A 24,789-nucleotide genomic window follows, 5' to 3' on the forward strand; every position below is an offset into this window, starting at 1 on the left:
ACACTGACGACAGTGACGCTCCTCCATGCCGGCGGAATTCTCGACCCGGCGTCCATCCTCACCGGCTCGGGGCCGTGGGTAATCCTGGCAATCATGGGCATCATCTTCATCGAAACCGGGCTGCTCTTCCCGTTCCTGCCCGGCGACAGCCTCGTCTTCACTGCGGCACTCCTCGCCCTCCCGCTGGGCATTCCCCTGCCGGTCCTCGTGCTCGTCGTCGCCATCGCCGCGATCGCGGGCGACGGGGTCGGGTACCTCATCGGGCGCAAATACGGCCGGCGACTATTCACCCCGAACGCCCGCATCCTCAAAACCCGGTACCTGGACCAGGCCGATGCGTTCCTCGCCAAGTACGGCGGACGCTCTCTCGTGCTCGCACGATTTGTCCCTATCGTGCGGACCTATATCCCACCCGTCGTCGGAATGTCGACGATGCATTACCGAACGTTCCTCAAGTGGAACGCGATCGGCGGGGTGGCCTGGGCACTCATCCTGACCCTCGCCGGCTTCTGGCTCGGCCAAATACCGTTCGTCGCCGACAACATCGACGTCATCTCCATCATCATCGTGATCGTGTCCATCGTCCCCATCGCCGTCGACCTGCTGCGACGCCGCTCAGCTCGAGCTCAGGACCACTGAACTCCGCCTCTTTGAGTCAACAACGCACCACTCGCGCCGCGGCGAAGCCTGATCGATCACGTCGATACACATCGGCGGACACTCATCGTGGTCTCACGACCGTGTAGATACCGTGGCAGTTCCCGGCCAGTTGTTGCGCCGCCATCCTCCCGAGATTCGAGAAGTATCGATGACCCTTTTCGTGCACGCTCGCACTGCTGCGCCTGCAATCAGACGAGGAATGATGAGGGCGGCCCTGTTCGTGCGCACTCTCCCCGTGACATGGTCGGTGGTCGCGCTCATTGTCGTCGGCGCGATTGCACGAAGCACTCTTTCAGAGGCCAATAGCGTTCGCCTCAATGCCGTGCTTGGCACGGGTCTGGATACCCTACTAACCCAACGCAACTGGGTAGGCACGGCAACTGCCGTGTTTTTTGTCGAGAAGCCGGTCTACCTCGCGGTAGTCCTCCTGACGACTTTCCTGATCTTGGGAGCGTCCGAACGGCTCATGGGATCGGCGCGCACGCTGGTGGCCTTCGTTCTCGTTTCCGTTCTTGGTATAGCCGCTGGGACTGTAATCCAAGGTCTCGGTGTCATATTTGACAGTGCCGCGGCGGAGCAGAGTCGATCGCAACACACGATGGATCCCATGATCCCGGTGGTTGGAACATTAATGGCGGCCACGGCATGCCTCCGGCCGGTTGTTGCCAGGCGAGTGCGAGTGGTCAGCTTTTCTTTACTGCTGATGTTCGTGCTCTATTCGGGACAGCCGTCCGATATCTATCGGCTGGCAGGGGGCATTGCCGGCCTCCTCATCGGCGTCCTCATGTGGAAGGGGAAACATAGCGTCCGCGTCGTTACTGAAACTTTCGCCGACGTTCGTGCCCTCTTGGCCGCCGTCATCGCCACTACCGCGATCGGTCCGCTCATCAGCGTGTGGGCACCGGCACCTCTCGGCCTCCTTGAACCGTTGGCTGCTCTGTTCCGCGAATCGCTGAAGCCCACGCTCAACGAATCAGCTGTTTCAGGCGCTGATAGCGCCGGTTCGCTGCTCGTCACTCTCTTTCCGCTGGTCCTCCAGCTCATCGCCGCATTCGGAATTCTTCGCGGACAACGCTTCGGGCTCTGGCTTGCCGTTGGGATCAATGCGGCACTTGCCACCTTCGCTGTGATCTACTTCGGGTCGGCTGCCGGTGCGCCAGGGTCGTCCTCGGTGCAATCCGCTCACTATGAAAATGCTCCGTTTTCAATCGGAATCGCCATCGGAGTGCCCGTGCTCACGGTCGTTCTGGCTCTGAGCTGCTTGAGGTCTTTCCCCCGAGAGCCTGGTCGAGCCCCCACTCGCACCTTTGCTCTTCGAGCCACGGCATGCCTACTCATCTTTGCCGGTGTCTATTTGGTGGCGACATCTACGCACGCCGGCATACCGTTCGCTGCCTCGTTTGCACAGGGAATGGCGGGGCTCCCTGAGCGGCTCGTACCTGAGGGTTTCTTGGCATTCGAGGCAATCACCCCGCCTCCCGCCGACGCGATCGGACGGTTTCTCTACGACTGGATGGGGGCTGCATTCTGGTTAAGTGTGATCGTTCTCGCGCGAGCCGGGATGAAACGAAACCGGTCGGATTCGAATCTCGGAGACTCGCGAATGGCTAAAGCGCTACTGCGGCGTGGACTGGGCAGTGGCCCGCTGGCGTGGATGGCAACGTGGCACGGGCACCGGTATTGGTATGACAGGGACGGCGACGCCATCGTCGCTTATCGCGTTGTCAATGGCATTGCTATTACGACGGGCCAACCGTTATGCGCAACTGCAGCATTGCCGGACGTTGTCGCCAATTTTGTAGCGTTCTGCGGAGAAAAGGGATGGACGCCTGTGTTTTACGGCGTGTCCGAGGAGCTCACGGTTCTTTTCACTGAGATGCGCTGGTCCTCCCTCAAGGTCGCGGAGGAAACAATTCTTGACCCAGGTGTCTGGTCGCTGAGTGGGAAGAAGATGCAGAATGTCAGGACGGCGCTCACTCGGGCCTCGCGTCTGGGCATCGACTGTCGATGGACACGGTACGACGTTCTTGACGCCGAGCTTCGTCGACAAATTGCCGAAATTTCCGAGGAATGGGTCGCCGACAAGAAACTTCCCGAAATGGGTTTCACGCTTGGTGGATTGGCTGAACTCGCCGATCCGGACGTAGCTTTGATGATCGCGGTCACCCCCGAAGAGCGCGTCGAAGCGGTGACCAGTTGGCTTCCGACATTTCGCGACGGAGTTGTTGTAGGTTTGACCTTGGATTTCATGCGACGCAGAGCCGATAGCGCTCCCGGAGTCATGGACGTCCTCATCGCTAAGACAATGGACCAGGCCAAGCACTGCGGTTTGGAGATGGTTAGTTTGTCGGCCGCGCCGCTCGCGGAGTCGGGGACCGCGTTGTCTGGGTTCGCAGCGACCTCGATGCTGAGCCGAATTCTCGAACCGGTCTACGGCTTCCAGTCTCTTCACCGTTACAAGAGCAAATTTCATCCGGAGATCCGACCGATGTACCTCGCCTATGCGGATCCTTTCGCATTGCCCGCGATAGGGCTCGGGCTGGCCAGAGCATACGTTCCCTCACTTTCGCTCCGTTCCGTCATCGGCCACCTGAAAACGACGTGAGGCCATTCTGAGTCCGGTTTTGCGGTGCAAGGGGAAGCATCACCAGGAATACAGCGCCCTCGTGACCATCGGGCCGGGCCATGGCGGCGATGGTGCCGTGATGATCGCGGACTATCTGGGCGGCAATCGATAGTCCCACTCCGGCTCCCCCACCATGCGTCTGACGGCTGCGGGCATCGTCCAGGCGTGTGAACCGTTCAAAAACTCGAAGGCGATCTTCGGGTTTGATACCCGCCCCGTCATCCATAACCGTGATCTCGGCGGTGTCGTGGTCCGTCCTGAGACGGATCGTGACGTCAGACGTGGCGTGTTGAAGCGCGTTGTCACCCAGGTTTCGCAGCAGGCGCTGCAGGTCTCGCGCCGAGCCCGTCACTCGAGCGGCTCGGAGGCCCTGCAACACTATGTCTGGGCCTCCCCGATCGCGGAGGCGGTGCACTTCTCCCAGGACCAGGTCGTCCAGATCCACGACACCTACATTTGTCAGCGGGGCATCTTCCGAGCGGCGCGCAAGGAACAGCAAATCATCGATCAACGTGGACATGCGCTCTATCTGAAGCTGGACGCTTTCCAGGACGTGAGCTGAGCCCGGGTCCTCGGGATGCGCCAACGCAACATCCACCTGGACTCGGAGCGCGGCGAGTGGGCTGCGGAGCTCGTGCGATGCGTCACCAACGAATTGTCTCTGGCGGATGGCTGCCTCCTCCAACCGTGAGAGCATCTCGTTCATCGTGACGGCAAGGCTGGCGATCTCATCGGCGCTTGTGGGGACCGGGACTCGCTGGGACAAATCCTCCCCTCCGATGACAGCCGCCCTTCGGCGGATGGCGTCTACTGGTCCGATGACTTGTCCGACCGCGCGCCAGAGCGCCCAAGTGACGACGACGAGAACAATAGGCAAGCCGACGGCGAAGAGGGCGGCGAGACTCGATACCGCGTCATCAACCTGGTCTGTGGACGTGGCGACATAGACCCATCCTGTTCGCCCGTTGTATTGGAACGAGTCGGCAAGAATCCGGAACGGACCGTCACCGGCCGATAGGTGGTCCACGCTGAGAAACGTGCGTACCGGGTCCGTGGGCGGTACCGAGAGGATGGGCTCCTGGCCGTCGATATTACTTGTAGCCGAGACAACGGTGTTCGACGAGTCGACAACCTGGACCAGGGAGGTTTCCGAGCCTGTGCTCGGGAGCACCGGACTCAACGATCCGCTGGCCGCGAGGGACTCAACAGCTTGGGCCCGGTCCACGGCCAACGAGTCGAGATTGGCCACAAGGGAATGCTGCAGAAGGAGCACAAGTGATATTCCACTTGCCAGCAAAGTCAAGCCGACCAGAGCGGCGGCCGTGAGTGTCACTCTACGACGGATCCCCCCGCGCCGAACGTTCTGCTCAGACCGCTCAGGATGCACGGACTGTCTCCTCGGAAGCATCTATGAGTCGGTACCCGGCACCTCGGACCGTTTCGATCACGTCCCGTCCGGCTCCGAGTTTTCGGCGTAAGTACCCGATATAGACCTCAATGACATTGGAGTCGATATCCAGCTCGGAATCCCACACGTGTTCGGCGATGGTGTTGCGGCTGACCACCTGCCCCTTTTTCCGAATCAGAAACTCGGCCAACGAGAATTCTCGCTGAGTGAGCGATATCTCGAAATCGCCGCGCCAACAACGTTTGGACGCCGGATCCAGCCGGATGGCCCCTGCCACGAGAATGGGCTCGCGGTCGGCCGGAGCACGCCTGAGCAGCGCGCGGAGCCGGGCAAGGAGAACGATGAAAGAGAATGGCTTGGAAAGAAAGTCGTCCGCTCCGAGGTCGAGAGCGTCGGCTTCGTCATATTCGCCATCCTTCGCCGTCAGCATAAGAATCGGCACGGTCGAACCGCCGGCTCGTAGGGCGCGGCAGACCTCATATCCCGACATGCCAGGGAGCATGATGTCCAGGACGATGACATCAAAGGCGTTCTCTTGCGCCATCCAGAGTCCGTCCACTCCGTTCATCGCGGACTCCGTGACGAATCCTTCCGCCTTCAACCCGCGCTCAAGGGCCTGCACAATGGCCAATTCATCTTCGACGAGAAGTATTTTCATGGGATCTCCCTCGGTTGACAGTCCGAGAAAGCACGGTCAACACCCCAAGCATGCCAGCACTGGATAAGGAGACGCTAAGCGACCGATGAGACGAGACGATCGCCGGGGAGATGGGCTGTCAGTACCCTGCCAGCCGCACTTATCGACGTCTTATCCTGCGCTGCGAGAGTCAACGGTGTTCACCAACTCACACCGTTCAAGGAGACTCACATGATCAAGAAGAAGATCGCTGCAGCCGGAATCATCGTTCTTGCCCTGACCGGCATCGGCAGTGGAGCCGCACTCGCGGCCACGCCGACGGCACCGACGGCGGCCACATCTGCAACTCCCGCGGCCACAGAGACTCCCGGCGTCGAATCACCGACAGAAACTCCCGGGGTTGAGTCCGCCACGGCCGGCGATGGCAACGACGGCGGTCACGCGGACGCTGAAGGCGTCGATGTCAACAACGAGGGCGGAGCCGCCGAAAAGTAAGATCCTCCCTCTCGTAGTCAGGTGGGTGACGATGACCGACTCGATTCGCCGAGCCGGTCATCGTCACCCCAGGGGGACAACCAGAGAAGTCCACCCCCTTCGTCTTCGTGCACATCGCCACTTTCGCTTCGTTCATTTCCGTGAACGTTCGCGAAAATTCGTACTCAAAGGAAACACAATGACCTGGCTTGTTCTGTCAGCCGCCGCTCTCGGCGGCGTCGTGGTGATCGCCTCTGTTCGAGCGGTCATCGTCATCCTGTCTGAGGTTGCCCAAGATCGAATCGATTCGGAGACGGACGGGCAAATCGACCACAGCGCACAAGAGGCACGGTCACGATCGTGGTGAACTCGGGCGATCAGATCCGGATGGCCGCACTTGAGCCCAGACGCCGGGCAGCAATGTCTTTGTCATGAGTCAGTCGGCACTCGGTCACCATGTCGATCCGTCGGTAATTCAAAGTATCCTCGCACCCCTCCCGCCTCGCGCCGATCGCCGGTGGGCTGCCGTGGCGCATCTGGGCGGAATCGTCGGAGTGGTGCCCTCCCTGCTGGTGTGGCTGATCTTCATGGAGCAGGACCGTTTCCCTTCAGCGGAAGCGAAGGCAGCGCTGAACTTCCAGATAACCGCCATGTGCGGATTTCTGATTCTCAACGTACTCAGCATTTTGGCCGCTGTTGCTTTCGGTTCCGGCGGCGCCTTCGCCGTGGTGGCCGCGATCCTGTGGGCTACGGAGACCGCCTTCTGTTGTGCAGGCTTTCGACAAGCGCGCCGCGGCTATCCATACGACTACCCCTGGTCACTTCACTTGGTGAAGTGACCTTTCTGCGGTTGCTGCCCGATGAGCGTCAGCGGCGTCGTCGGGTGGGTCAGCTTGCTGGCAGCAGAACCCGGACCGTCGTACCCACTCCGAGGGCGGACTCGATGGTGATGGTCCCGTTGTGCGCCTCGCAGATCTGTTTCACCAGAGCGAGGCCAAGTCCATGTCCGGGAAGATTGCGGGACTCCTCCGCACGCCAGAACCGGTCGAAGACGTGGCTCAGTGTTTCGGCGGTCATTCCGGGGCCTTCATCAACGATTTTGATGAGTATCCGATCACCCCGGGTACCGACGGTGAGGCTGATGGTGCTATCGGGCGCGGAGAATTTGGCCGCGTTGTCAAGCACGTTGCCTACGGCACGAATAAGCAGGTCTTCAGCTCCCGTGATGTGTTGGACTGCCGGTGTTTCGATCGTGACGCGCACCTGGGCGCCGGATCGTTCGATGGCGCGTTTGATAACCGTCTCCACGCTGACGGGCTGGAACCTGGCCTTTACCTGGTCGTCGCTTCCTCTGGCCAGGAGGAGCAGATCGCTTGTGAGTGACGTGAGATGGTCGACCTCTTCGAGTGCCGTGTTGATCGCTGCCTCATACTCGACAGTTTGTCTGCGGCGACTGATGGCGAGTTCCAGTTCTCCCTGGATGATCGCCAGCGGGGTTCGGAATTCGTGAGAGGCGTCATCAACGAATGCCTGCTGCATGTTGTAACTATGGCGTACGGGACGCAAAACGACCCGCGCCATCCCATAACTCACGAAGGGAACGACAAGGACGAGAAGCAGGTACCCGATCAGGAGGGCGATCCGGAGGGTCGCGAAGCCCTGTTCGGCCGCATCGACGGCCTCGACCCCATTGCTGGCGACGGAGTCGTAGTCGAAAGTTGCGGTGACGAAGAGATAGATTCCGAGGGCGAACGCTCCGAACAAAAGCAGGAGTATCCCAGTGAAGGCCACAGTGATTCGTCGCGTCGCCTGGCGGAAGATCACTGGTCCGCCTCGATCATGTAGCCCATCCCCCGATGCGTGGTGATGAAGTCGGGTTCCCCTGAACCGTTGAGTTTTTGTCGGAGGTAGCGAATGTACGTTTGCACTACATTGCTGTACCCGTCGTAGTTTTCATCCCACGCGTGGTCGATGAGTTCGGACGCGCTGACAATGGTTCCGGCGTTGCGCATCAGGTATTCCAGCACGGCGAATTCTTTACCCGTCAGCGGGATGTCGCGTCCCCCGCGGTTGGCGGATCGGGTGGCTGGGTTGAGTTGCACGTCTCGGATCGACACGATCGGGTGGTCGGCTTTGGGCGCACGCCGGAGGAGGGCGCGTACCCGGGCCAGAAGCTCCTGAAGATGGAATGGTTTGGTCAGGTAGTCGTCGGCGCCGGCGTCCAACCCTGCGACCCGGTTCCGGGGTGAATCGAGTGCTGTCAGCATCAGGATTGGGATGTCACTGTTGGAGACCCGGAATACTTGGCACAGCTCCATCCCTCCCCCGGGCGCGCCGGGTAGAAGCAGATCCAACAGGACGAGATCGTAGGCCTCGAGGGCGAAGGCTTCCTCAGCTGTTCCGGTGTTGTGGGTGACGTCGACGGCATATCCGGCCTCACTGAGCGCTCGGCGGAGCAGATCGGCGATGCGCATATCGTCTTCGACTACCAGGATCCTCATACGGCACGGTAACAGGAGATGGTGGCCGCGACGGTCTGCCGGCCACGCATGTGTTTAGTCGCTTTTCTCACCGGTTCCGGCGTCCTTGATGGCGGTCGCGGTGGCAATCTTCACCCCTGGTGCGCTGATTTGGATGGCGAAATCGATTTTGTCCTTCGAGCTCCGGTACAAACTGAATGCGTTCTCCGGGTAGTGACCGGGACCGCTCTGGTTGTCGAAGTACACCGTCGTTTCCTTGCCGGGGTCGAGTTGGATGCCATCGAGTTTCTGGTAGTACGATTCCGACGTTTTCGTGGTTGCGTCGGTCATTGTGTAGAAGGCTTCGAATCCGGTCAAATTGGTTGGGCCTGTGTTTTTCAGGGTGAGTTGGAGTCTGTCGTTGATGGCTGCTTTGGTGATCGGGTCGATATTGTCCTGCACCGCAGCTCCGACGATGGTCAGGCCTACGGTTGTGCTGGTATTCACGATTGGGTTCGAGGTCACGGGGAGAACCGCTGACGAGCCCGAGGCCTGGACCGGGGACGTTGCAGTGGGCGGAGTCGCCGTCGATACCTGCCAGGCAATGAGGCCGGCCACAAGTAGGGCACCGATCACGATCAGGGGCACAGACTTTTTCAGGTTCATGATTCTTTCCTAAGGAGGTTATGTTTCACAGTCGTGAGGAGGCCGAAACCAATCGCGGCGAGGAATCCGAGAGTCAGGGTGATGGTGTTAGGCAGCAGCGCAGCCCACACGTTACCCAGGGGTTGTTGGTTGTACACGTCTTTGATTCCGAGGAATGCGAAAGTACTGCGTTCGTAGTGTTTGGTGATGGAGGAGATCTCGATCTGATCGCGAGCGGTTTCGAAGCCGGAGAAGTGGGCGGTGACAGCGAGTTCGTCGGCCTTGCCGACTTGGAGGCTCTTGAAGAGCCCGCCGGGGACTTGATTGTCCGGGTCCATGGTGTCTCCAATCTGCGGGATCACCAGGACCACGACAACCCAGATGACAAGGGCAGCGATCAATCCGGAACTCAGCCGTTTGCTCAGCGCGACAAGGCCCATCGCCAGTGCGCTCCAGAACATCAGATACATCCAGGCAAACGACGCGGAGACTGCAATCCGTCCGAAGTCCTCCGGAGAGAGCGCTGCGGTGCCCACGACGAGGAGTGACAGAGCCATCGTCGCGAAGACGAGGGTATTGACGCCCGCCCAGATGACGGCGAGGGCGAGGAGTTTGCCGCCGCTAACAGAAAAGCGAGCGTGCGGGCGGGTGAAGACAAGCGGGGTGGCGCCGCTGCCTTTGTCCTTGGCGATCATCCGATAACCGAGGATGATCGCGAACAGGGCGCCGAGGAGTTCGAGGTACTCGATGCTTCCCCTGAGGAGTTGCAGCGGGTAAAGTTGCGGGGCTGGAGGGACCACCGTGCTGCCGCTTCGTTTCAAACTGTCGAGGTAGAGGACGTACTCGCCCATTTTGGAGCGGAAGTCTACGGACGCGACGACCACGGAAAGCACCATAATCAGAGTCAGGAATCCGAGCAGCAGCACGAAGAAACGGTTCCGACGGAAATCGGTGATCTCCTTGCCGAAGACCAACAGGAGGCTATTCATGGAGTGCCTTCCTCAGAACGGTCCTGGGAGTCAGGAGCAACGACGTGACCGCGACCGCGGTGAAGAGGGCGACCACCAGAAAGCTCAGAACCGGCGTCTGGGCATCCACACTTGTGGCCAAGACTGATGAACTTACGTTCTTGAAGTGCTCGCCCAGTGCGAACGGCCCCAAGACGGTGTTCATGAGCTGGAAGAACCCCCCTTGAGACGGGGGAACCGCGACGGGGTTCAGCAAGGACACCGGATGTGCGGCGGTACCCAGTTGGGGTACGACGAAGATCAGAATCCCCCACACCAGGACCGGCACCAGCAGCGCTATTGCTTCGCTGCCGCTCCGAAGCCCGCTGATCATCCCCAAGCTGACGAAGAACAGGAGAAACATCCAACTCATCGCATAAAAGAGGGCGATCTGTCCCGCGTCTGAAAGCGATAGCACTGTTCCAGTGATGACGCTGATGGAAACCCAATTGGTGAACGCGGCTATGGCCAGCACGACCGCGAGCCACAACGCCTGACCGGTCAGCTTGCCGGCCACGTATCGAACTGGAGACACGGGGCGGCTCAGCACGAGGTCTGTCGTGTTCATCTTCCGGTCCCGCAGTGCCGTTTGCACGCCAGCAACCGTGGACAGCAATGCCCCGATCAGTACGACATAGATCACCGTGTTGCTCATGTAGCGGAGGGGTGAGACACCCATGAATGGGTTGGGCGCCCCCGTAAGCCCATCGGCACGGATCTGGTTGTACACGGCGGTGACGGTTTGGTTCGTCAGCCACCCGATGATTCCGGAGGCTGCGATCATGCCCAGGAAAACGATCAGCAGAGTGCGGGGCAACCGATCGCGGCTGGCACCGATAATTTCGTAGCGGACCACGGTCAGATATTGGCCCATCAGCGGGGGCCGGACTCGATGGTGAGGTAGATCTGTTCAAGCGAGTCTTCCCCGGGGAAGGCCGCCACGGTGTCCGCCAATGACGCCCGGTAGATCAATCCGCCGTTCCGGAGGACCCCGATCGACGTGCACGTTTTTGTCACCTCGGACAGCAGGTGAGTGTTCATGAAGATCGTCATGCCCAGATCACGATTGAGACGAACGATCGTCTCACGCAAAGTCTTCACACCTTGTGGGTCCAGCCCGGAGGTCGGCTCGTCCAGAAAGAGGACGGAGGGTTCGTGCAGAATCGCTTGGGCGATTCCCACCCGCTGGCGCATGCCCTTACTGAAGGTGGCAAGGCGTTCATCTTCGTGCCCGGTGAATTCGAGAAAGTCGAGGACGTCCCTGATCCGGGTGTCGACGTTGGCGACCTCCGAGAGTCGGCCGAAGAACCTGAGGTTTTCCCGCATCGTCAGGTTGTCATACAGCCGCACGTTTTCGGGCAGGTAGCCGATATTCTTCCGGACCTGAGCGGACTCTGTGGCCAGATCAAAGCCGGCCACGGTCGCTGTACCGCCGGAGGGTTGGAGCAGGGTGGTAAGAATTGTGACCGCTGTAGTCTTTCCGGCACCGTTGTGCCCGAGAAGGCCGAAAATCTCACCCCGTTCGACAGATAAATCCAGATGTTGCAGGGCGGCGACGGAGCCATAACTCCGGGATAGACCTCGGGTGGCAATTGCGATTTCGGACATAGGTCCGAGGCTAGAGAACCGTTCGTGAGATGACGATGAGAGACAGCGGGCGCCCTCACACTGCTGCCATCATGGTTGATCAGCGCCCGCTGCCGTGACGATGACGAGCGAGTCAAATCGCACGGGCAGCCATCATGTGCGGATACGTGGGCTTGTTCGGACACACGCGCCGTCTCGGCGTCCGAGACCTGGTGTCGATCATGCGTGCTGGAACTACGGTCATCGGGCCGTCGTTTCCCAGCTAATCCAAATATGATCGGTGCAATGCGTGCAAAATTCTCATCTCTCAGGGCACGGACCGGGCTGAGGCATAACACCGCCAGCGTTGCAGGGATCGCGATCGTGTCAGGGCTGCTCGTAGCACTGACCGCTTGCTCGGGCGGAGCAGACGGCGGAGCGGCTACGTCCCCGGGAACAGTAAATACGGATGCGGGTTCACACCCTCCTTCTCCGTCGTCCACGCCGACGCCGAACGCGATCGCCACGTTCGATCGGACCGCCCGTTCGGTCGACGATCCCTCCAGCATCTGGGTCGTCGTCAATAAGTCGAGACCGATCGCTCCCGTCGACTACACCCCGCCGGATCTCGTCGTCCTTGGCGTGCCTCACGTGTGGGAACCGCAGCTTCGGAGGCCGGCCGCGGACGCGGTCGTTGCGATGTTCGCCGCCTTCACGGCGGAAACCGGGCTCAAGATGCAATCTCAAAGCGCGTTCCGCAGCTACTCAACCCAACGCGACGTCTATGACCAGGACGTCACTGCGAATGGTCAGGCCGCCGCGGATACCGACACCGCACGCCCGGGCACGAGCGAACATCAGACGGGACTCGCCATCGATATCAGCGCTCTGCCGGCCGCGTGTTCGCTCCAGGCCTGTTTTGGCGGGACCGCCCAGGGCTCGTGGCTGGCGGCGAATGCGTGGCGGTTTGGATTCCTGCTCCGTTACCCAGCGGACAAAGTGCCTATCACGGGATACACGTATGAACCATGGCATTTCCGATACGTCGGGATCGAATTGTCCACGGAAATGCATGTCGTCGGTGTCACCACGCTCGAAGAATTCTTCGGTCTTCCCGCTGCCCCCCAGTACAAATAGTTCAGGCCAGACACACCGACCCAGTTCACAGGCAGATCCCTGTCCCGCGGTTTCTGCCGGCACTAACCGATGCCGCGCTCAAGGACATGGGGCTGTGACAAGTCCTCCGAAGCTGAAAACCAGAAGGCCGTCATGCGATTAACGTCCCGTTCGGCAAGTTGCTCGTCCATGCGCAGGCTGGGAAATGGGCTGCCTAACTTTGTGCAGCATCGAGATCGTCTGCTTCAGCGGGGACTTGCTTATCGTTGACTTTGAGCATGTATCCGACGCCGCGAAGCGTGTGGATCATTGGTTCGCGGCCCGCATCGATCTTCTTCCGCAAATACGACACGTAGATCTCCACGATGGAAGACCGGCCACCGAAATCGAATCCCCACACATGTTCGAGGATCTGGGTCTTTGTCAAAACTCGTTTCGGATTCTGCATGAAGTAGAGGAGAAGATCGAACTCCGTGCAGGTGAGCACGATTCGGTCGCCCGCTCTGATGACCTCCCGGGCGCCCTCGTCCAGCGACAACTCACCAACGGTCAGCGATGAACCGGACGAGTCGGGGACGGCGTGAGTGGAGCGGCGGATCAGCCCTCGAAGCCGAGCTACGACCTCCTCCAGGCTGAACGGCTTTGTGACGTAGTCGTCACCGCCCTGGGTCAAGCCCGCTATCCGATCTTCCAGCGAGTCATTCGCAGTCAGGAACAACACCGGAGTTGTATTTCCGTCGGCCTGTATGCGCCTCAGGATCTGTAGTCCGTTGATGTCGGGCAGCATGACGTCGAGCACGATGACGTCCGGGTGAAAGTCTCGAATCAGGGCCAGTGCCCCGTGGCCGTCCTCGGCAGTGCGCGCGTCCCAGCCTTCGTAGCGCAAGGCGAGCGAGAGCAGTTCCCTAAGCGCAGGCTCGTCATCGACCACGAGAGCGCGAATCATTGTGCCATCGGGCTTGTGAAGACGTTGGTTAGGGGCCGCACTGCCTCCCACAAAACGGCTCATACTCGCTCACGCCAGCCCGGCTTCTGCCTTTCCTGGTCGAAACGAGCGCAAAGGTCGAGTGACCGAGGCGTTTCCCGTTGCCCTTCGATCGGTTCCTGCGGCGGCGAGAAGAAGACTGCAGCGGCCTGCGTTGCCCTAGTCAGAGATGTCACAGTCAACCCCATCCTGCGCGACCTGGGAGAGAACACCAATCAGTGCCCGCATTCCGGTGAGTGTGACGAGAGCGGCAATAGTGATCGCCGCCACGGTCCGCCAATCCATAGGGGTCCTTTTCTTAGGGGTGTGGTGAGGGTCCCAAATTACGACCCTGTCGATGGGACGACGATGAGACTCCAGAAAATGCGCGCGGGCCGCTGTCCATCTGGTTCTTGCTGTCTATACTTCCGGTGCTCGTCCAAGATCTCTCTAAGAATTCACTCTCGTGCACGGTGCTGCATTCTTAGAGGCTTCTGGGACCCACAGTGCGAACGTGGAATGCATGCCCATTCCCGACGAAACCCGCGAACCCATGACGCCCCTCCGACTGGTGCAGGAGAAGCAAGCACGTCCTGTCGGACGTCATTTGCCTTTAGGGCTGTCGGTTGTTGCAGTCATTGCCGTCACGATCGCCGGCTTCCTCGTATCCTCGTCGCCGGCGTGGACGTCGGTGGATTTGGCCATCGTCAACGCGGTCGGCGGCACTCAGACGGGTTTCGCCGACGGGATTGCCGTCGGCATCAACTGGGTCTTCGGCCCTCCGATGGCCGTCCTCATCACGCTCCTGGTTGCGGCTTCTGTGCTCGCGTTCTCCCGGCGGCTGGTGACAACAGTCTGGTTCGTGTTCCTGGTCGCCGTCCCGTGGCTCGGCAGCGATGTGATCAAGCTTCTCGTGCACCGGGTGCGTCCGAACTTCCCTGCACTCGTTCACCCGATCATCGCCACTCCCACCTCGTGGAGCTTCCCCAGCGGGCATACCGCCTTCGCCGCCTCTCTCAGTCTCGCCCTCATCGTCATTCTCTGGAAATCTCGGTGGCATCGTCTCACCGTGGTCGCCGGGGTCGTGTTGGGCCTGACAGTGGCGGTATCTCGGGTCTATCTCGGCGTTCACTATCCCACGGACGTCCTCGCATCTCTCGTGTATTCGGTCGCCGCGGTTACCATCGTCAACAGCGCCTGGGCTGGTTTGATCGCGCCCCGCTGGTCACGATGACTCATGAGTTTCGCTTTTGGACTCCAGGATCTGTTCCTAGGTCGCAAGCATCACAGTGTTGTCGCACTCTTGCGTGACCCTGCGAGCAGCCGCCAATTCGGCGATTCTCCTCCGCAAGCGAACAGGCTCAATTCCGACAAGTGCACGGACTGAACTTCGTGAAGATCCGAGCAATTCTCGAGGAGAACCCTCGTGTCGCAATCGTCTATCTCGGGCAGAAAGATTCATCGCCCGACATGGGCGAAACCGTCACCGACGCGCACCCTCTCCTCATCGTTTCCACGTGCTCGCCCGCCTAAAACGAGGCCTCGATCGCGCAATGGAGTCGACGAGACGCTTCCAACCAAATCACTACCGCTTAAACACCATGTGTTCTATATTAGATAGAACAAACGAGGCGGTGAACGCAATGATCCTCAACGTGGACCTGAACAGCGAGTTGCCGATTTACCAGCAGCTGAGGGACCAGATCGTGGAAGCAATCGCCGATGGCGTGCTGACCGAAGGCAGCTCGTTACCGGCCACGAGGACGCTCGCTTCTGACTTTGGGATAAATTTCCATACCGTCAACAAGGCCTATGACCTCCTGCGGAAGGAGGGACTGATTCGACTCAATCGCAAGTCCGGTGCAGTTGTGACAACAACGGTAGCCGACGCGACGTTCCCCTCGGAGTGGACAGCACGGGCCCGGACTCTTCTGGCCGAGGGTATCGCCAGAGGGCTGTCGGCCGATGAAGTTCTTCAAACATGCCGGTCCCTACTCGAGTCATTCAGTGCCAAGCAACAAGAGGACACGCCATGAGCGTCGCCATAATTTTGAGTCTCGTTCTCTTGGGACTTGTTCTCCTCCTGGCCCTGGTGCTGCCATCGGTCACCAGTCCGACCGTACCCTTCGGGGTCAGAGTGCCAGCCGAGCATGCAAGGGACCTCACGGTAACAAGGCAGGCCCGCATCTATCGGCGGAGAGTACTAATTGGCGGCCTCGTCGTCGCCGGGGTCGGTGTCGGTATCTTCGCGCTGACGGGGCAGCCGGTGTTGCTTCCCTTGTCGGTGCTGGCGCTTGTCGGCCTCTGGTACGGGTGCTTCTATCTGGCCAATCAGGAGATCCGGGCCGCGAAAGCCGCCGGAGGGTGGTTCGAGGGGCGCCACCAGGGCATCGCGGTGGACACCGGATTACGGACTGAACCCCTGCGGTTCCCCTGGCTGTGGCTGGCTCCGGCCGTGATAATTACCGTCGGGACGGGAGTAGCTGGAGCGCTCGTGTACCCGTCGATGCCCGACGTCCTCGCGGTGCATTACGGCGCGAAACGTTTGCCCGACAGGGTGACCGTGAAGTCTGTTGGCACAGCCTTCTCGTTGGTGTTCATGCAGATCGGTTTGACAGCTCTGTTCGCCGTCATGGCAGTGGCGATCGTCCGCAGCAGGCCCGACATCGATCCAGCGCGCCCCGTCGGCTCCGCCGATTGGTATCGGCGCTATACGGCACTGAGCGCCAAAGCGCTGCTCGGGCTTGTCGCGATGATCGACGTGGCAATGCTTGGATCATCGGCACTCATGTGGACCGGCACTGTCACACCGTGGGCGCCACTGGTAGTGGCGCTCCCGATCCTGATCGCAGTCGTGGTTTTGGTCCTGGTCCTGGCCAGGAACAACCGGGACCGAGGCGATGACGTCGAACCGGACACCGGACTGACGCACCGCGACGACGACAGGTTCTGGCGCGGCGGTTTGTTCTACGTCAACCGTGAAGACCATGCACTGCTTGTTCCGCGCAGGTTCGGACTCGGATGGACTGTGAACCTCGGCAATCCCAAAGCAGCGATGCTCCTGGCCGGCTTGCTCGCGCTGATCATTCTTGTGATCGTCATACGTTTCGACGGCTAAGCGCCAGTGGACGCCTAAGAGGGATCCCTGACGATGAAGGAAGCGTTCACGAGGAAAGTCGTCGTTCGACCCGGGTGTCCGAGGTGTCACAGTGCCCATTGGAAGCGATTTGCACAGTCCTTGCCATCGAATGAGCAGTGGACCATCGCGAATTCTAGGACCGACCCCGCGTGATGATGTGGCGGACGCTGCCTGCTTCGCAGTCGTACTGCAACAAGGTAGAAGGCGCTCGAAGTCTTCCCAGACCATCCCAACCGGGACGTGCGCATCGTCGACGAGAGACAAGATTAGGCAGGCGCGGGTGAATAAACGGTGGATAAACGTTGACTGCGTCAAATATCTCACTGGGAATCGAGATAAGAAATCCCGATCAACCGCAACTTCGAACAGGCGCGAATGACTTGAACCCAGGTCCGCATGAGACTGGGTTCAAGTCTCGCCACTCCGGCGGCAACTAAACAGGCCGATCAACGTCAGTTTTAAAGTAGGGCGGCCGGGACTTGAACCCGGGACCGACGGGTTGCGGCGGGCCTTTCTTGGCAAAGCGATTCTTCTTCCGATACTTAGACTCATCCTGACTGATCTTGATCTGATCAGGAGTTCCGTGCGATGTCTGGCAGGGACGCTATCGCAACACCTAGGCCCGCCTTGGCCGGTCTCGACGCAATAAACGTTGAATATACGTGCACGCATCAATTCCCAATCACTCTCAGGCTAGTGCTGAGGTACCTGGAGTCGAACCAAGAACAGCTGATGCGAACCAGGGTGATCTGCTTGGCGGCCTGTCACCCACGAGTCCCGCGTGATCACGCGGAAGTTGGTGATTTGAGTGTAATCAACGTTGCGTGACTCGTTGGCGTTGAAGGTCATCAAGCCCAGACCGGGGCGGGCGTCGAATTAATTGCCAGCGTTGACGCGGGCACTGATCACATGTTGGCAGGTGTCGCGGGCGCCGGCTGACAAGCGATTCGCGCCGATTCTGGGAGTTTTGTTTCCGTTGCTGCGGCGTGATGGCGACCTCGAGATCAGCGATGAGGAGGCGGCACAGTTAGTGCGGATGAGCGCAGCCACGATCGACCGCCAGCCGACAAAGCACGAAGCCACCCGTGTCAAGGGTAAACGAGGGTTTGATTCAGACCGATTTGTCGGTTGATCGCAAGGGCAGGTTGACCGCGAAGCTGGCTCCTTGCCCTCGTCCGGCGGACGAGGCCGTGATGTCCCCACCGTGTCCGCGTGCGATTTCTCGAGCGATGGTCAGCCCGATACCCGATCCTCCAGATCGGCGAGATTGGCCTGGTACCCGGTAGAAGCGCTCGAATACGCGCTCTCGATCTTCCTCTGCCAGACCTGCTCCTGTGTCGGACACGACGACCTCGCCGCTGTCATCGGCGCCACGCGCGGTGATCGTGACGGTGCCGCCGGCGGGCGTAGCGTGCAACGCATTCCCGAGCAGGTTTGTCAGCACTTGGGTGATCCGGTCAGGGTCGACCTGCACAGGGAGGGCCGTGTCGGCGACAGTGTTGAGCGTGATGTTCGAATCCTCGAATTGAGGCGAGAGGCGCGCAGCCACGCGACGAGCCAGGTCAGCCAAGTCCGCATTGACGGGATGCAGGTCAAGTCGCTGCTCTTGAGCACGAGACAGGCTGGAAAGGTCGTCCGAAAGCCGGTGCAGCCTGCGCAATTCCTCGCTGAGTGAACCAAAAGTTTCGGGGCTCGCGGTAAAGACCCCATCGATTAGGCCCTCCACATAGCCGTCAAGGACTGTCAATGGGGTTCGCATCTCGTGCGCGACTTCCCCGAGCAGCCGTGTGCGTCGGGACTCCGTGTCGGCCAAGGCCCGGGCGAGGGTATTCACGTCAGTGGCCAGCGCGGCTAGTTCCGGTTCGGAAGGGACGGGGACACGGCCCCCGTACTTTCCGGCGGCGATCAGCTTCGTCGCTGCCCGCACCGCATTGAGGGGGCGCAGAAGACGACCAGTGACTGCCGCCGCCACGAAACCGGCGGCGACGAGGCTGGCCAGTACCCCTACGATAAGCGACGTAGTCAGCGAAGAAAGGAATGCTGAGCGCACGGTTGTCGCGTCCATGCTGCCCATTGACATGCCGTTGCCCGCAGTGTCCATCATCATCCCCAGTCGGTCTTCGAATAGTCGCGGGGCGAGCAGAGAGACTGTCAGGTAAGCGACGCCGCCGCCGACCAGGGCGACGACGGCGTAGGAGATGAAAAGCCGCAGCGGCAAACGCATCTTCATCGGGACCGGCCGACGAATTTGTAGCCCACGCCGCGCACGGTGGCGATCAGGTGTGGATCGCTGGCGTCGTCAGCGAGTCGCGCGCGCAAACTGCGGATGTGGACATCGACGACTCTCTCGTCGCCGTAAAAATCGTAGCCCCAGACTTTCTCAAGCAATTGTGCCCGGGAAAACACTCGCCCGGGTTCGCCGGCAAGTGCCGCGAGAAGGTCAAACTCCAGGCTGGAAAGTGCGATTGAGGCCCCATCCGCCTCGACCTCGCGGTGGGCAGGGTTGACGGATAAGCCGTCGAAGCGGAGCAGGGCGTCAGCGTCGGCCCGGTCACCCCTATTATCACGGCGCAACATGGCCTTCACTCGGGCCGTGACCTCGCGCGGGCTAAACGGTTTCGTTACATAGTCATCCGCTCCAACGCCGAGTCCGACAAGTTTGTCGACCTCCTCTGCCCTCGCCGTGAGGAGGATGACATACGCGTCGCTGAAGCCGCGCAATTGACGGAGGACTTCGAGTCCGTCTATCCCCGGAAGCATTACGTCCAGGAGCACCAAGGACGGAGGATCGCTCCGGAGAGCGCCAAGCGCCTCAACACCGTCCGCGGCTTCCGATACGCCATAGCCTTCCGCTTCCAGATAGCCGCGCAGCACGGTCCGGATCTGCGGCTCGTCATCAACGACCAAGACCTTCTGCATGGTTCACCCCTTTCCTCTGATTATGGCCGAAACAACCAGCTGGCGGCCCCGTGCCCGCCGGCCGAATCGACACAAAGAACTCGCTAAGAGAACTTCTACCCAGCCGCTTCTTCGAGCACTTTTAGTCGTGCCCGGTATTCAGTGGCGTCCAATTCGCCTTTCGCGAACCGATCGTCAAGTAGCTGACGTGCTTGACTCCGCGTGCCTTGCGCCGGGGTGACCGAAGCGTCGCCGCTTTGATGGTCGCGGCTGGTCTTGCCCGCAAAGGCTCGCACGGCCCAAATGACCAACAGGATAATTGCCACAAGGACGATCAGCCCGACCGGCCACCCCCATGCCATGTTGTTGTTGTATCCGTTTCCCCACATCATTTCTACTTCTCCTTCGTCTCATCCGTCGTTGATTGTGATTGTGATTGTGCTCTCGGCCGCGTTCCGAGCTTCCTGTTTAGGAAACCGTCAGCTCGCTATACATACCGGCCGCATAGTGACCGGGGAGGTTGCAGACGACCTCGTAGCGTCCCGGAGCCAACGTCAATGTGACCCAGCTGGTGGACCCAGGAACGATACCGTCGCCTGCGCCTGCGCCGCAGGTCGACGACGCTTCGCCCAGACTGCCGGTCTCTTCAACCTTGTTGTCACCAGAAATGGTTCGGGTGCCCACGGCCTGCGAATCAGACATGGGCAGAACGACCAGTTCGTGGCTGATGCTCCCATCGTTGGCCGCTAGAAGTGATACGGACCCCTGGCCGATGTGCGCATGATCAATGCTGAGACTCATTGCTCCGCGGGGCACTCTCTCGTTGCCGCCGCCGGACATCATTCCGCTGTTGTTGCCCATCATGGGACCTCCCATATTCGACAGGGCTACGTTCACGACGGTCCCAGGCAGGTTCGGCGTCGGGCATGAGGATCCGGAAGCGAACCCGGAAACGGGTTGCCCGCCGTTGAGCGCACTGACTGCGCCAACAGACAACCCAGTCAGACCGACGACTGCCACGATCCCGCCAGTGATGGCCGTGGCAAGAAGTATTCTCTTTCGCATGATTTGTCCCTTCAACTAGCAGCCCGGGCCATTCCTGATCCCATTCCTGGGTTACCTCGTGAGTCCGTGTTCGCCCCCTGCATACCCATACCCGCACCAGATGCTGAGCCCATCGCCATTCCCGTACCCGGAGTGTGCGCTGCATTCACCATCGCGTCGATTCGGGTCCGCAACTCCTCCACAGTGGCCGCCTTCTGATCCGAAGTCAGCGCGCCGGCGTGTTCCAGATTGGTCTGGAGCGCCGCGACCATGGCATCCTCAAGCCCAGATACTGATTTGCCTGCAGTCTTAGCGACGTCCGCGAGCGACTTCCCCGCCTGCATCTTCTCCTGCAGCTCGGTCTGGCTCAGGCCGAGGTAGCTGGCAACGACGGTCATAGGCGAATTCTGGCCGAATGCCATACCGGCCATGTGGCCGTACGGGCCGGCGCCAACGCTTGACGGGGCCGTCGACACGGGCTGGGGAATCGGCCCTTCACCGGTAGCCGCCTGCGCGGCCACAACGCCGCCGGTCACGAACGCTCCGACAAGTCCGAGCCCGACCAGCCCACGGGTCACGGTCTTTCGATTGAAATTCATGTTGTTCAGCTCCTTCACATATAGGTACCCGATGAGCACCTACAGCAAGCATGCGGAAGGCGCATGAAGCTTCGGCCCCTGACCGTGTGAAGGTTTGATGAAGAGCTATCCCAATTGCGTCGGGCACGTGCTTCAACCGGTCAAGTCCAAAATCGTGGTGCACTGGCGCGTCGCCTCATCGTGTACCGGTGTTCTGATGACCCGGTCTGATGACCCGGTAGCGCTCTTCTGTGGAAGTGGTAACGGCCCGGATTATTCGCCCGGGCCGCTGCGGTTGCACTCCTAGTAGGTGTCGTGTACGAGGTGTCGTGGCTGCGGGTTTGCTCGTTGCGGTGCTGGCGAATGTCGATCTGGCCCAGTCTGATGATCCGGGCGTGGTTCGCGAGGCGGTTCAAGATCGAGTCCGCCGCGACCCGGTCGGGCAGTTCGGCGACCCAATGGGCGGGCCCGGTCTGCGAGGCGATCATCGTCGGCAACCGGTCTTCCCGGGTCGCCAACACCGCGAACAAGTCGCTCGCGGCATCGCTGTCGATGCCGACGGTGAGGAAGTCATCGATGATGAGCAGGTCGATGTTGGACGTTCAGCAGCTTCTGGTGCGCGATCCCGGTGCCGCAGGCGCTGACGAGCCGCCGGGCGAGGTCGTCCATCCGGAAGTAGGCTACCGTGTGCTGGCTCTGGCAGGCGCTGATCCCCAACGCGCAGGCTAGGTAGGTTTTTAGGAGATGAAGCCCTATCTCAGTTCCGCCGGTGCGATCAAGAGCAACGCCAGTTCTGGAAGGATTTCTCCCAGCCAACACTAATACCCCTAGGGGTAAACTTCGTCAGAGAGAGCTACTCTATCCCGCCCGATCATTCCTGTCAGGAGAGCAAGGCTCATGACGGTTACCGTGATTGATACCGCTCAGCTCGGGGATCGCAGCGAATCTGCTGCGGCGCGCCGGCAAGAACAGCGTTCATATCGACGCCATTTTCGCTGAGGCGGCAACGGCCGGAGCCAACTTGGTTACGAGTTGAGCATTCGTCAATCGGCCTGCGGCTTTGGACAAGTGAAGAGCGCGATTATGCACGAACAAGGAGCACACATCTGCCGGGCTGTTACGTGTAGGAAATGTGGGAAAACGACGTGGGCCGGATGCGGGCAACATGTCGACAAGGTGATGCGCGGCATCCCGAGCGCTCACAGGTGCCGCGGGCATGAAAGCCCGTCACGCGTCCAGGGAGGCTTCCTCTCCCGTCTCCTTCCTCGCCGGTAACCCCCACGGACGAGTCGTCAGCACGTGACCGCCCCCGTTGAACGCCCTTCGCCCATACCCACACCAACACCAACACCCACGGAAAGGCACAATATGAAGCAACCTGCCAAAGCCATCGCATCGGCAGAGACGGCCGGCGAGAGCCAGCGAAGGGTGCTGAACCGACTTCGCCGCGCGCAAGGGCAGCTTGGCGCGGTCATCTCTGCCGTCGAATCAGGTGGCGAATGCCGCGACGTTGTCATCCAACTTGCAGCCGTCTCCAAGGCCCTTGACCGGGCAGGGTTCATCATCGTGTCGTCCGCTATGCGGCGTTGCATCGCGTCCCCGAACGATCCGGCTGACCCGATGACCGTTCCCGAGCTCGAAAAACTGTTTCTGACTCTGGCATAGCGCGCGGACGCGGGCGGGACGTCACCGCTGCAAGAGGTAAGGCTGCCGCTCAGCGTTCGGGTTGCTTTCTCAACCCAGGCGGCAACTCGACAGGGTTTCGCTTACGCGGAAATCGACGGGATCGATGATCGTCAAATTTATAGGAAGGCGCACGAATCATGATGAATGGAATAGGAATGGGCGGTGGGTGGCTGTTCGGGGTACTCATCGCCGCCGGAGTTGTGCTGCTGATAATTCTCTTGGTGCGCTTCCTCGGAGGCGGTGTGAAAAGGGACGGCCGCGACGAGTAGGACACGCGGCGCCCCAGTAGTGCGCGTCAGCTCCTCGATGAAAGATATGCCCGAGGGGAACTGACCACGGAGGAATACCACGAGCTAATCCGTGTCTTAGGCGACAGGACCTGATGCAGCCCATCAGTCGGCGGTCCGCTCTGATCCTTGGCGGTTTAGGAACTGCCAGTATCCTTGCCGGCGGGACCGGGCTCTTCTGGACGGCGAATATCGGATTCGTTCCCTCGACAGGCGAAGACTTTGCGGAACCGAAAACACTTCGAAGCATCAATGGTGCTTTGCAGCTCAAGCTGAAGGCTGCCGAAGGACCCGCGCTGATCGCGGGACGTCAAGCAACCGCCCTCACCTACAACGGCGGACTCCCGGGTCCCACATTGATCGTTCGCCCCGGGGACCGGGTGAGAGTTTCCGTGGAGAACAAGCTTCAGGAGCCCACCAACCTCCATGTCCACGGGCTCCATGTGTCCCCTAACGGCAATAGCGACAACATGTTCGTGTCCATTGATCCGGGATCCTCTTTCGACTACGAATATTTGCTGCCGAAAGATCATCCGCCGGGCGTGTACTGGTACCACCCGCACCATCACGGCACGGTGGCCACTCAAGTGTTTGGTGGACTGTACGGCGCAATCATCGTTGACGACCCCACTCCGATTCCGGTCAGCCGGGACCGGGTCCTCGTCATCTCCGACATCACACTAGATGAGTCCGGAACAATCCCCGGGGCGTCCGCGATGGATCGCATGCTTGGGCGGGAAGGGAGCCTTATGCTCGTTAACGGTCACGCGTCACCCCAGCTGACAGCCCGTCCCGGCGAACGCGAACGGTGGCGAATCATCAACGCATGTGCTGCCCGGTACCTCAAGCTCAGACTTGATGGTCAACAACTACAACTCTTAGGAATCGACTCCGGTCGATTCCCATCACCCCGCACCGTCACAGAGGTTGTCCTCGCCCCGGGAAACCGTGCCGATCTTCTTGTCACCACGTCAAACGGGACGGCAACGCTTCAGACCCTTCCTGTGGACCGGGGAACCGCGATGGGGATGATGGGCGGAACCCGCCCCTCCCCCACAACCGTGAACCTGGCCACCCTTGTCATAGCAGGCACTGCGGCCGACGCTCCCGCCGAGGTGCCAGCCCAGCCAGCACCTCGAGACCTACGGAACTCACCCGTGGACGGTCAACGCGAGCTGACCTTCGCAATGGGGATGGGGTCAGGCGGAATGGGCATGGGATCCGACACGAACATGATGGAATCCGTTATTGACGGTAAAAAGTTCGACCCGGCACGGATCGACACGATTGTTCACGGCGGAAGTGTCGAGGAATGGACACTGACCAACACCAGTCCGATGGATCATCCCGTGCACCTCCACGTCTGGCCCATGCAAATTGTTGAGCAAAACGGGGCGCACGTCACTGAAGTCCTCTGGCAAGACGTCGTGAACGTGCCCGCAAAAAGCAGAATTCGGGTGAGGATCCCTTTCGACGACTTCACCGGAAAGACCGTGTACCACTGCCACATCCTCGACCATGAAGATGCCGGAATGATGGGAATCATCGAAGCATCCTGAGACCAACACCCCATACCAAGTGAGAACAACTACACA

At 60.3% G+C, this 24,789-nt stretch carries 29 protein-coding genes and 1 pseudogene; 14 read left to right on the forward strand and 16 right to left on the reverse strand.

The genetic code is table 11. From position 1 onward, the window contains the following. Positions 1 to 12 precede the first annotated feature (12 nt). Positions 13 to 639 (forward strand): VTT domain-containing protein, encoded by a 627-nt coding sequence (locus tag MQH31_RS19800; RefSeq protein ID WP_243013487.1) that lies wholly within the window; start codon positions 13 to 15, stop codon positions 637 to 639. A 169-nt stretch (positions 640 to 808) separates the two neighbouring features. Then, the gene (locus MQH31_RS19805; protein ID WP_243013488.1) at positions 809 to 3,265 is read left to right on the forward strand and encodes a bifunctional lysylphosphatidylglycerol flippase/synthetase MprF; all 2,457 of its coding nucleotides are present in this window, start codon (positions 809 to 811) and stop codon (positions 3,263 to 3,265) included. Here MQH31_RS19805 and MQH31_RS19810 read toward each other — a convergent pair. Together MQH31_RS19810 and MQH31_RS19815 are read right to left on the reverse strand one after the other, a co-directional pair. Continuing rightward, complete coding sequence (locus tag MQH31_RS19810) at positions 3,240 to 4,535, reverse strand: sensor histidine kinase (protein WP_243013489.1); 1,296 nt, start codon at positions 4,533 to 4,535, stop codon at positions 3,240 to 3,242. The genes MQH31_RS19805 and MQH31_RS19810 overlap by 26 nt on opposite strands. A 127-nt stretch (positions 4,536 to 4,662) precedes the next feature. After that, positions 4,663 to 5,352: a response regulator transcription factor gene (locus MQH31_RS19815; RefSeq protein WP_243013490.1), complete on the reverse strand. Its 690-nt coding sequence runs from the start codon at positions 5,350 to 5,352 to the stop codon at positions 4,663 to 4,665. 210 nt (positions 5,353 to 5,562) lie between these two features. Here MQH31_RS19815 and MQH31_RS19820 point away from each other — a divergent pair, with 210 nt between their 5' ends. From MQH31_RS19820 to MQH31_RS19830, 3 genes are all read left to right on the forward strand, one after another. Next, a complete protein-coding gene (locus MQH31_RS19820) occupies positions 5,563 to 5,826 on the forward strand; it encodes a hypothetical protein (protein WP_243013491.1) in 264 nt (87 codons plus the stop codon). A 178-nt stretch (positions 5,827 to 6,004) separates the two neighbouring features. Next, complete coding sequence (locus MQH31_RS19825; protein ID WP_243013492.1) at positions 6,005 to 6,172, forward strand: hypothetical protein; 168 nt, start codon at positions 6,005 to 6,007, stop codon at positions 6,170 to 6,172. Between the two features lie 64 nt (positions 6,173 to 6,236). Beyond that, the gene (locus MQH31_RS19830; RefSeq protein WP_243013493.1) at positions 6,237 to 6,644 is read left to right on the forward strand and encodes a DUF4870 domain-containing protein; all 408 of its coding nucleotides are present in this window, start codon (positions 6,237 to 6,239) and stop codon (positions 6,642 to 6,644) included. Between the two features lie 49 nt (positions 6,645 to 6,693). Here MQH31_RS19830 and MQH31_RS19835 read toward each other — a convergent pair whose 3' ends face one another. The 6 genes from MQH31_RS19835 to MQH31_RS19860 are packed head-to-tail and all read right to left on the reverse strand — an operon-like array spanning position 6,694 to position 11,524. Further along, positions 6,694 to 7,629, reverse strand: a complete 936-nt coding sequence (locus MQH31_RS19835) for a sensor histidine kinase (RefSeq protein WP_243013494.1) — start codon at positions 7,627 to 7,629, stop codon at positions 6,694 to 6,696. Further along, on the reverse strand, positions 7,626 to 8,306 hold the full coding sequence (locus tag MQH31_RS19840) for a response regulator transcription factor (RefSeq protein WP_279239292.1): 681 nt from the start codon (positions 8,304 to 8,306) through the stop codon (positions 7,626 to 7,628). Before MQH31_RS19840 ends, MQH31_RS19835 begins: the two co-directional genes overlap by 4 nt. Before the next feature lie 54 nt (positions 8,307 to 8,360). Continuing rightward, a complete protein-coding gene (locus MQH31_RS19845) occupies positions 8,361 to 8,930 on the reverse strand; it encodes a hypothetical protein (protein WP_243013496.1) in 570 nt (189 codons plus the stop codon). Continuing rightward, positions 8,927 to 9,898 carry an ABC transporter permease gene (locus MQH31_RS19850; protein WP_243013497.1) on the reverse strand — a complete coding sequence of 324 codons (972 nt, stop codon included), beginning with the start codon at positions 9,896 to 9,898 and terminating at the stop codon, positions 8,927 to 8,929. Before MQH31_RS19850 ends, MQH31_RS19845 begins: the two co-directional genes overlap by 4 nt. Further along, positions 9,891 to 10,790: an ABC transporter permease gene (locus MQH31_RS19855; RefSeq protein ID WP_243013498.1), complete on the reverse strand. Its 900-nt coding sequence runs from the start codon at positions 10,788 to 10,790 to the stop codon at positions 9,891 to 9,893. The genes MQH31_RS19850 and MQH31_RS19855 overlap by 8 nt, the downstream gene beginning before the upstream one ends. Continuing rightward, positions 10,790 to 11,524 carry an ABC transporter ATP-binding protein gene (locus MQH31_RS19860; RefSeq protein WP_243013499.1) on the reverse strand — a complete coding sequence of 245 codons (735 nt, stop codon included), beginning with the start codon at positions 11,522 to 11,524 and terminating at the stop codon, positions 10,790 to 10,792. Before MQH31_RS19860 ends, MQH31_RS19855 begins: the two co-directional genes overlap by 1 nt. 342 nt (positions 11,525 to 11,866) lie before the next feature. Between MQH31_RS19860 and MQH31_RS19865 the strand changes: the two genes are divergently transcribed. Then, positions 11,867 to 12,619 carry a M15 family metallopeptidase gene (locus MQH31_RS19865; RefSeq protein ID WP_243013500.1) on the forward strand — a complete coding sequence of 251 codons (753 nt, stop codon included), beginning with the start codon at positions 11,867 to 11,869 and terminating at the stop codon, positions 12,617 to 12,619. Between the two features lie 193 nt (positions 12,620 to 12,812). Here MQH31_RS19865 and MQH31_RS19870 read toward each other — a convergent pair whose 3' ends face one another. Continuing rightward, entirely contained in the window at positions 12,813 to 13,607 is a 795-nt protein-coding gene (locus MQH31_RS19870; RefSeq protein ID WP_279239293.1) for a response regulator transcription factor, read from the reverse strand. A 478-nt stretch (positions 13,608 to 14,085) separates the two neighbouring features. On the opposite strand from MQH31_RS19870, the gene MQH31_RS19875 reads away from it, so the two are divergent. The 3 genes from MQH31_RS19875 (at position 14,086) to MQH31_RS19885 (ending at position 16,680) form a co-directional block, all read left to right on the forward strand. Then, a complete protein-coding gene (locus tag MQH31_RS19875) occupies positions 14,086 to 14,796 on the forward strand; it encodes a phosphatase PAP2 family protein (protein ID WP_243013502.1) in 711 nt (236 codons plus the stop codon). Positions 14,797 to 15,205: 409 nt separating this feature from the next. After that, the gene (locus tag MQH31_RS19880; protein ID WP_243013517.1) at positions 15,206 to 15,598 is read left to right on the forward strand and encodes a GntR family transcriptional regulator; all 393 of its coding nucleotides are present in this window, start codon (positions 15,206 to 15,208) and stop codon (positions 15,596 to 15,598) included. Then, positions 15,595 to 16,680: a DUF1648 domain-containing protein gene (locus MQH31_RS19885; RefSeq protein ID WP_243013503.1), complete on the forward strand. Its 1,086-nt coding sequence runs from the start codon at positions 15,595 to 15,597 to the stop codon at positions 16,678 to 16,680. The genes MQH31_RS19880 and MQH31_RS19885 overlap by 4 nt, the downstream gene beginning before the upstream one ends. A 1,132-nt stretch (positions 16,681 to 17,812) precedes the next feature. Here the strand turns inward: MQH31_RS19885 and MQH31_RS19890 are convergent. The 7 genes from MQH31_RS19890 to MQH31_RS20935 all read right to left on the reverse strand — a co-directional run bounded on the left by MQH31_RS19890 (position 17,813) and on the right by MQH31_RS20935 (position 22,040). After that, positions 17,813 to 18,931, reverse strand: coding sequence for a sensor histidine kinase (locus MQH31_RS19890; RefSeq protein WP_243013504.1), 1,119 nt, complete (start codon positions 18,929 to 18,931; stop codon positions 17,813 to 17,815). Then, entirely contained in the window at positions 18,928 to 19,620 is a 693-nt protein-coding gene (locus MQH31_RS19895) for a response regulator (RefSeq protein ID WP_243013505.1), read from the reverse strand. Before MQH31_RS19895 ends, MQH31_RS19890 begins: the two co-directional genes overlap by 4 nt. 95 nt (positions 19,621 to 19,715) lie before the next feature. Next, positions 19,716 to 19,991, reverse strand: a complete 276-nt coding sequence (locus MQH31_RS19900; protein ID WP_243013506.1) for an SHOCT domain-containing protein — start codon at positions 19,989 to 19,991, stop codon at positions 19,716 to 19,718. Between the two features lie 76 nt (positions 19,992 to 20,067). Beyond that, complete coding sequence (locus tag MQH31_RS19905; protein WP_243013507.1) at positions 20,068 to 20,463, reverse strand: sulfocyanin-like copper-binding protein; 396 nt, start codon at positions 20,461 to 20,463, stop codon at positions 20,068 to 20,070. Between the two features lie 212 nt (positions 20,464 to 20,675). Then, on the reverse strand, positions 20,676 to 21,260 hold the full coding sequence (locus MQH31_RS19910; RefSeq protein ID WP_243013508.1) for a hypothetical protein: 585 nt from the start codon (positions 21,258 to 21,260) through the stop codon (positions 20,676 to 20,678). A gap of 122 nt (positions 21,261 to 21,382) precedes the next feature. Beyond that, positions 21,383 to 21,814 carry an ATP-binding protein gene (locus MQH31_RS20750; protein ID WP_308196493.1) on the reverse strand — a complete coding sequence of 144 codons (432 nt, stop codon included), beginning with the start codon at positions 21,812 to 21,814 and terminating at the stop codon, positions 21,383 to 21,385. Next, on the reverse strand, positions 21,792 to 22,040 hold the full coding sequence (locus MQH31_RS20935) for an ATP-binding protein (RefSeq protein ID WP_308196492.1): 249 nt from the start codon (positions 22,038 to 22,040) through the stop codon (positions 21,792 to 21,794). The genes MQH31_RS20750 and MQH31_RS20935 overlap by 23 nt, the downstream gene beginning before the upstream one ends. A 264-nt stretch (positions 22,041 to 22,304) precedes the next feature. Here MQH31_RS20935 and MQH31_RS21025 point away from each other — a divergent pair, with 264 nt between their 5' ends. The 5 genes and pseudogenes from MQH31_RS21025 to MQH31_RS19930 all read left to right on the forward strand — a co-directional run bounded on the left by MQH31_RS21025 (position 22,305) and on the right by MQH31_RS19930 (position 24,753). Further along, positions 22,305 to 22,496 (forward strand): DUF8730 family Cys-rich protein, encoded by a 192-nt coding sequence (locus tag MQH31_RS21025; protein WP_279239311.1) that lies wholly within the window; start codon positions 22,305 to 22,307, stop codon positions 22,494 to 22,496. Between the two features lie 93 nt (positions 22,497 to 22,589). After that, positions 22,590 to 22,886, forward strand: coding sequence for a metal-sensitive transcriptional regulator (locus MQH31_RS19920; protein WP_243013509.1), 297 nt, complete (start codon positions 22,590 to 22,592; stop codon positions 22,884 to 22,886). A gap of 158 nt (positions 22,887 to 23,044) precedes the next feature. Further along, positions 23,045 to 23,176, forward strand: a complete 132-nt coding sequence (locus tag MQH31_RS20765) for a hypothetical protein (protein WP_279239297.1) — start codon at positions 23,045 to 23,047, stop codon at positions 23,174 to 23,176. 33 nt (positions 23,177 to 23,209) lie between these two features. After that, a pseudogene (locus tag MQH31_RS19925) lies at positions 23,210 to 23,290 on the forward strand (SHOCT domain-containing protein); the annotation flags it as partial. Continuing rightward, positions 23,290 to 24,753, forward strand: a complete 1,464-nt coding sequence (locus MQH31_RS19930; RefSeq protein ID WP_243013510.1) for a multicopper oxidase family protein — start codon at positions 23,290 to 23,292, stop codon at positions 24,751 to 24,753. The pseudogene MQH31_RS19925 and the gene MQH31_RS19930, both read left to right, overlap by 1 nt. Positions 24,754 to 24,789: the final 36 nt, after the last annotated feature.

Origin of the sequence: Cryobacterium zhongshanensis (assembly GCF_022760445.1) — a bacterium.
Classification (GTDB): domain Bacteria; phylum Actinomycetota; class Actinomycetes; order Actinomycetales; family Microbacteriaceae; genus Cryobacterium; species Cryobacterium algoricola.

Coding starts and splice junctions, on each gene's coding strand:
- MQH31_RS19805 (WP_243013488.1), top strand. CDS start 809: ATGACCCTTTTCGTGCACGCTCGCACTGCTGCGCCTGCAATCAGACGA.
- MQH31_RS19815 (WP_243013490.1), bottom strand. CDS start 5,352: ATGAAAATACTTCTCGTCGAAGATGAATTGGCCATTGTGCAGGCCCTT.
- MQH31_RS19820 (WP_243013491.1), top strand. CDS start 5,563: ATGATCAAGAAGAAGATCGCTGCAGCCGGAATCATCGTTCTTGCCCTG.
- MQH31_RS19825 (WP_243013492.1), top strand. CDS start 6,005: ATGACCTGGCTTGTTCTGTCAGCCGCCGCTCTCGGCGGCGTCGTGGTG.
- MQH31_RS19830 (WP_243013493.1), top strand. CDS start 6,237: ATGAGTCAGTCGGCACTCGGTCACCATGTCGATCCGTCGGTAATTCAA.
- MQH31_RS19840 (WP_279239292.1), bottom strand. CDS start 8,306: ATGAGGATCCTGGTAGTCGAAGACGATATGCGCATCGCCGATCTGCTC.
- MQH31_RS19845 (WP_243013496.1), bottom strand. CDS start 8,930: ATGAACCTGAAAAAGTCTGTGCCCCTGATCGTGATCGGTGCCCTACTT.
- MQH31_RS19850 (WP_243013497.1), bottom strand. CDS start 9,898: ATGAATAGCCTCCTGTTGGTCTTCGGCAAGGAGATCACCGATTTCCGT.
- MQH31_RS19855 (WP_243013498.1), bottom strand. CDS start 10,790: ATGGGCCAATATCTGACCGTGGTCCGCTACGAAATTATCGGTGCCAGC.
- MQH31_RS19860 (WP_243013499.1), bottom strand. CDS start 11,524: ATGTCCGAAATCGCAATTGCCACCCGAGGTCTATCCCGGAGTTATGGC.
- MQH31_RS19870 (WP_279239293.1), bottom strand. CDS start 13,607: ATGAGCCGTTTTGTGGGAGGCAGTGCGGCCCCTAACCAACGTCTTCAC.
- MQH31_RS19875 (WP_243013502.1), top strand. CDS start 14,086: ATGCCCATTCCCGACGAAACCCGCGAACCCATGACGCCCCTCCGACTG.
- MQH31_RS19880 (WP_243013517.1), top strand. CDS start 15,206: ATGATCCTCAACGTGGACCTGAACAGCGAGTTGCCGATTTACCAGCAG.
- MQH31_RS19885 (WP_243013503.1), top strand. CDS start 15,595: ATGAGCGTCGCCATAATTTTGAGTCTCGTTCTCTTGGGACTTGTTCTC.
- MQH31_RS19890 (WP_243013504.1), bottom strand. CDS start 18,931: ATGAAGATGCGTTTGCCGCTGCGGCTTTTCATCTCCTACGCCGTCGTC.
- MQH31_RS19895 (WP_243013505.1), bottom strand. CDS start 19,620: ATGCAGAAGGTCTTGGTCGTTGATGACGAGCCGCAGATCCGGACCGTG.
- MQH31_RS19900 (WP_243013506.1), bottom strand. CDS start 19,991: ATGATGTGGGGAAACGGATACAACAACAACATGGCATGGGGGTGGCCG.
- MQH31_RS19905 (WP_243013507.1), bottom strand. CDS start 20,463: ATGATGGGCAACAACAGCGGAATGATGTCCGGCGGCGGCAACGAGAGA.
- MQH31_RS21025 (WP_279239311.1), top strand. CDS start 22,305: ATGCACGAACAAGGAGCACACATCTGCCGGGCTGTTACGTGTAGGAAA.
- MQH31_RS19920 (WP_243013509.1), top strand. CDS start 22,590: ATGAAGCAACCTGCCAAAGCCATCGCATCGGCAGAGACGGCCGGCGAG.
- MQH31_RS20765 (WP_279239297.1), top strand. CDS start 23,045: ATGATGAATGGAATAGGAATGGGCGGTGGGTGGCTGTTCGGGGTACTC.
- MQH31_RS19930 (WP_243013510.1), top strand. CDS start 23,290: ATGCAGCCCATCAGTCGGCGGTCCGCTCTGATCCTTGGCGGTTTAGGA.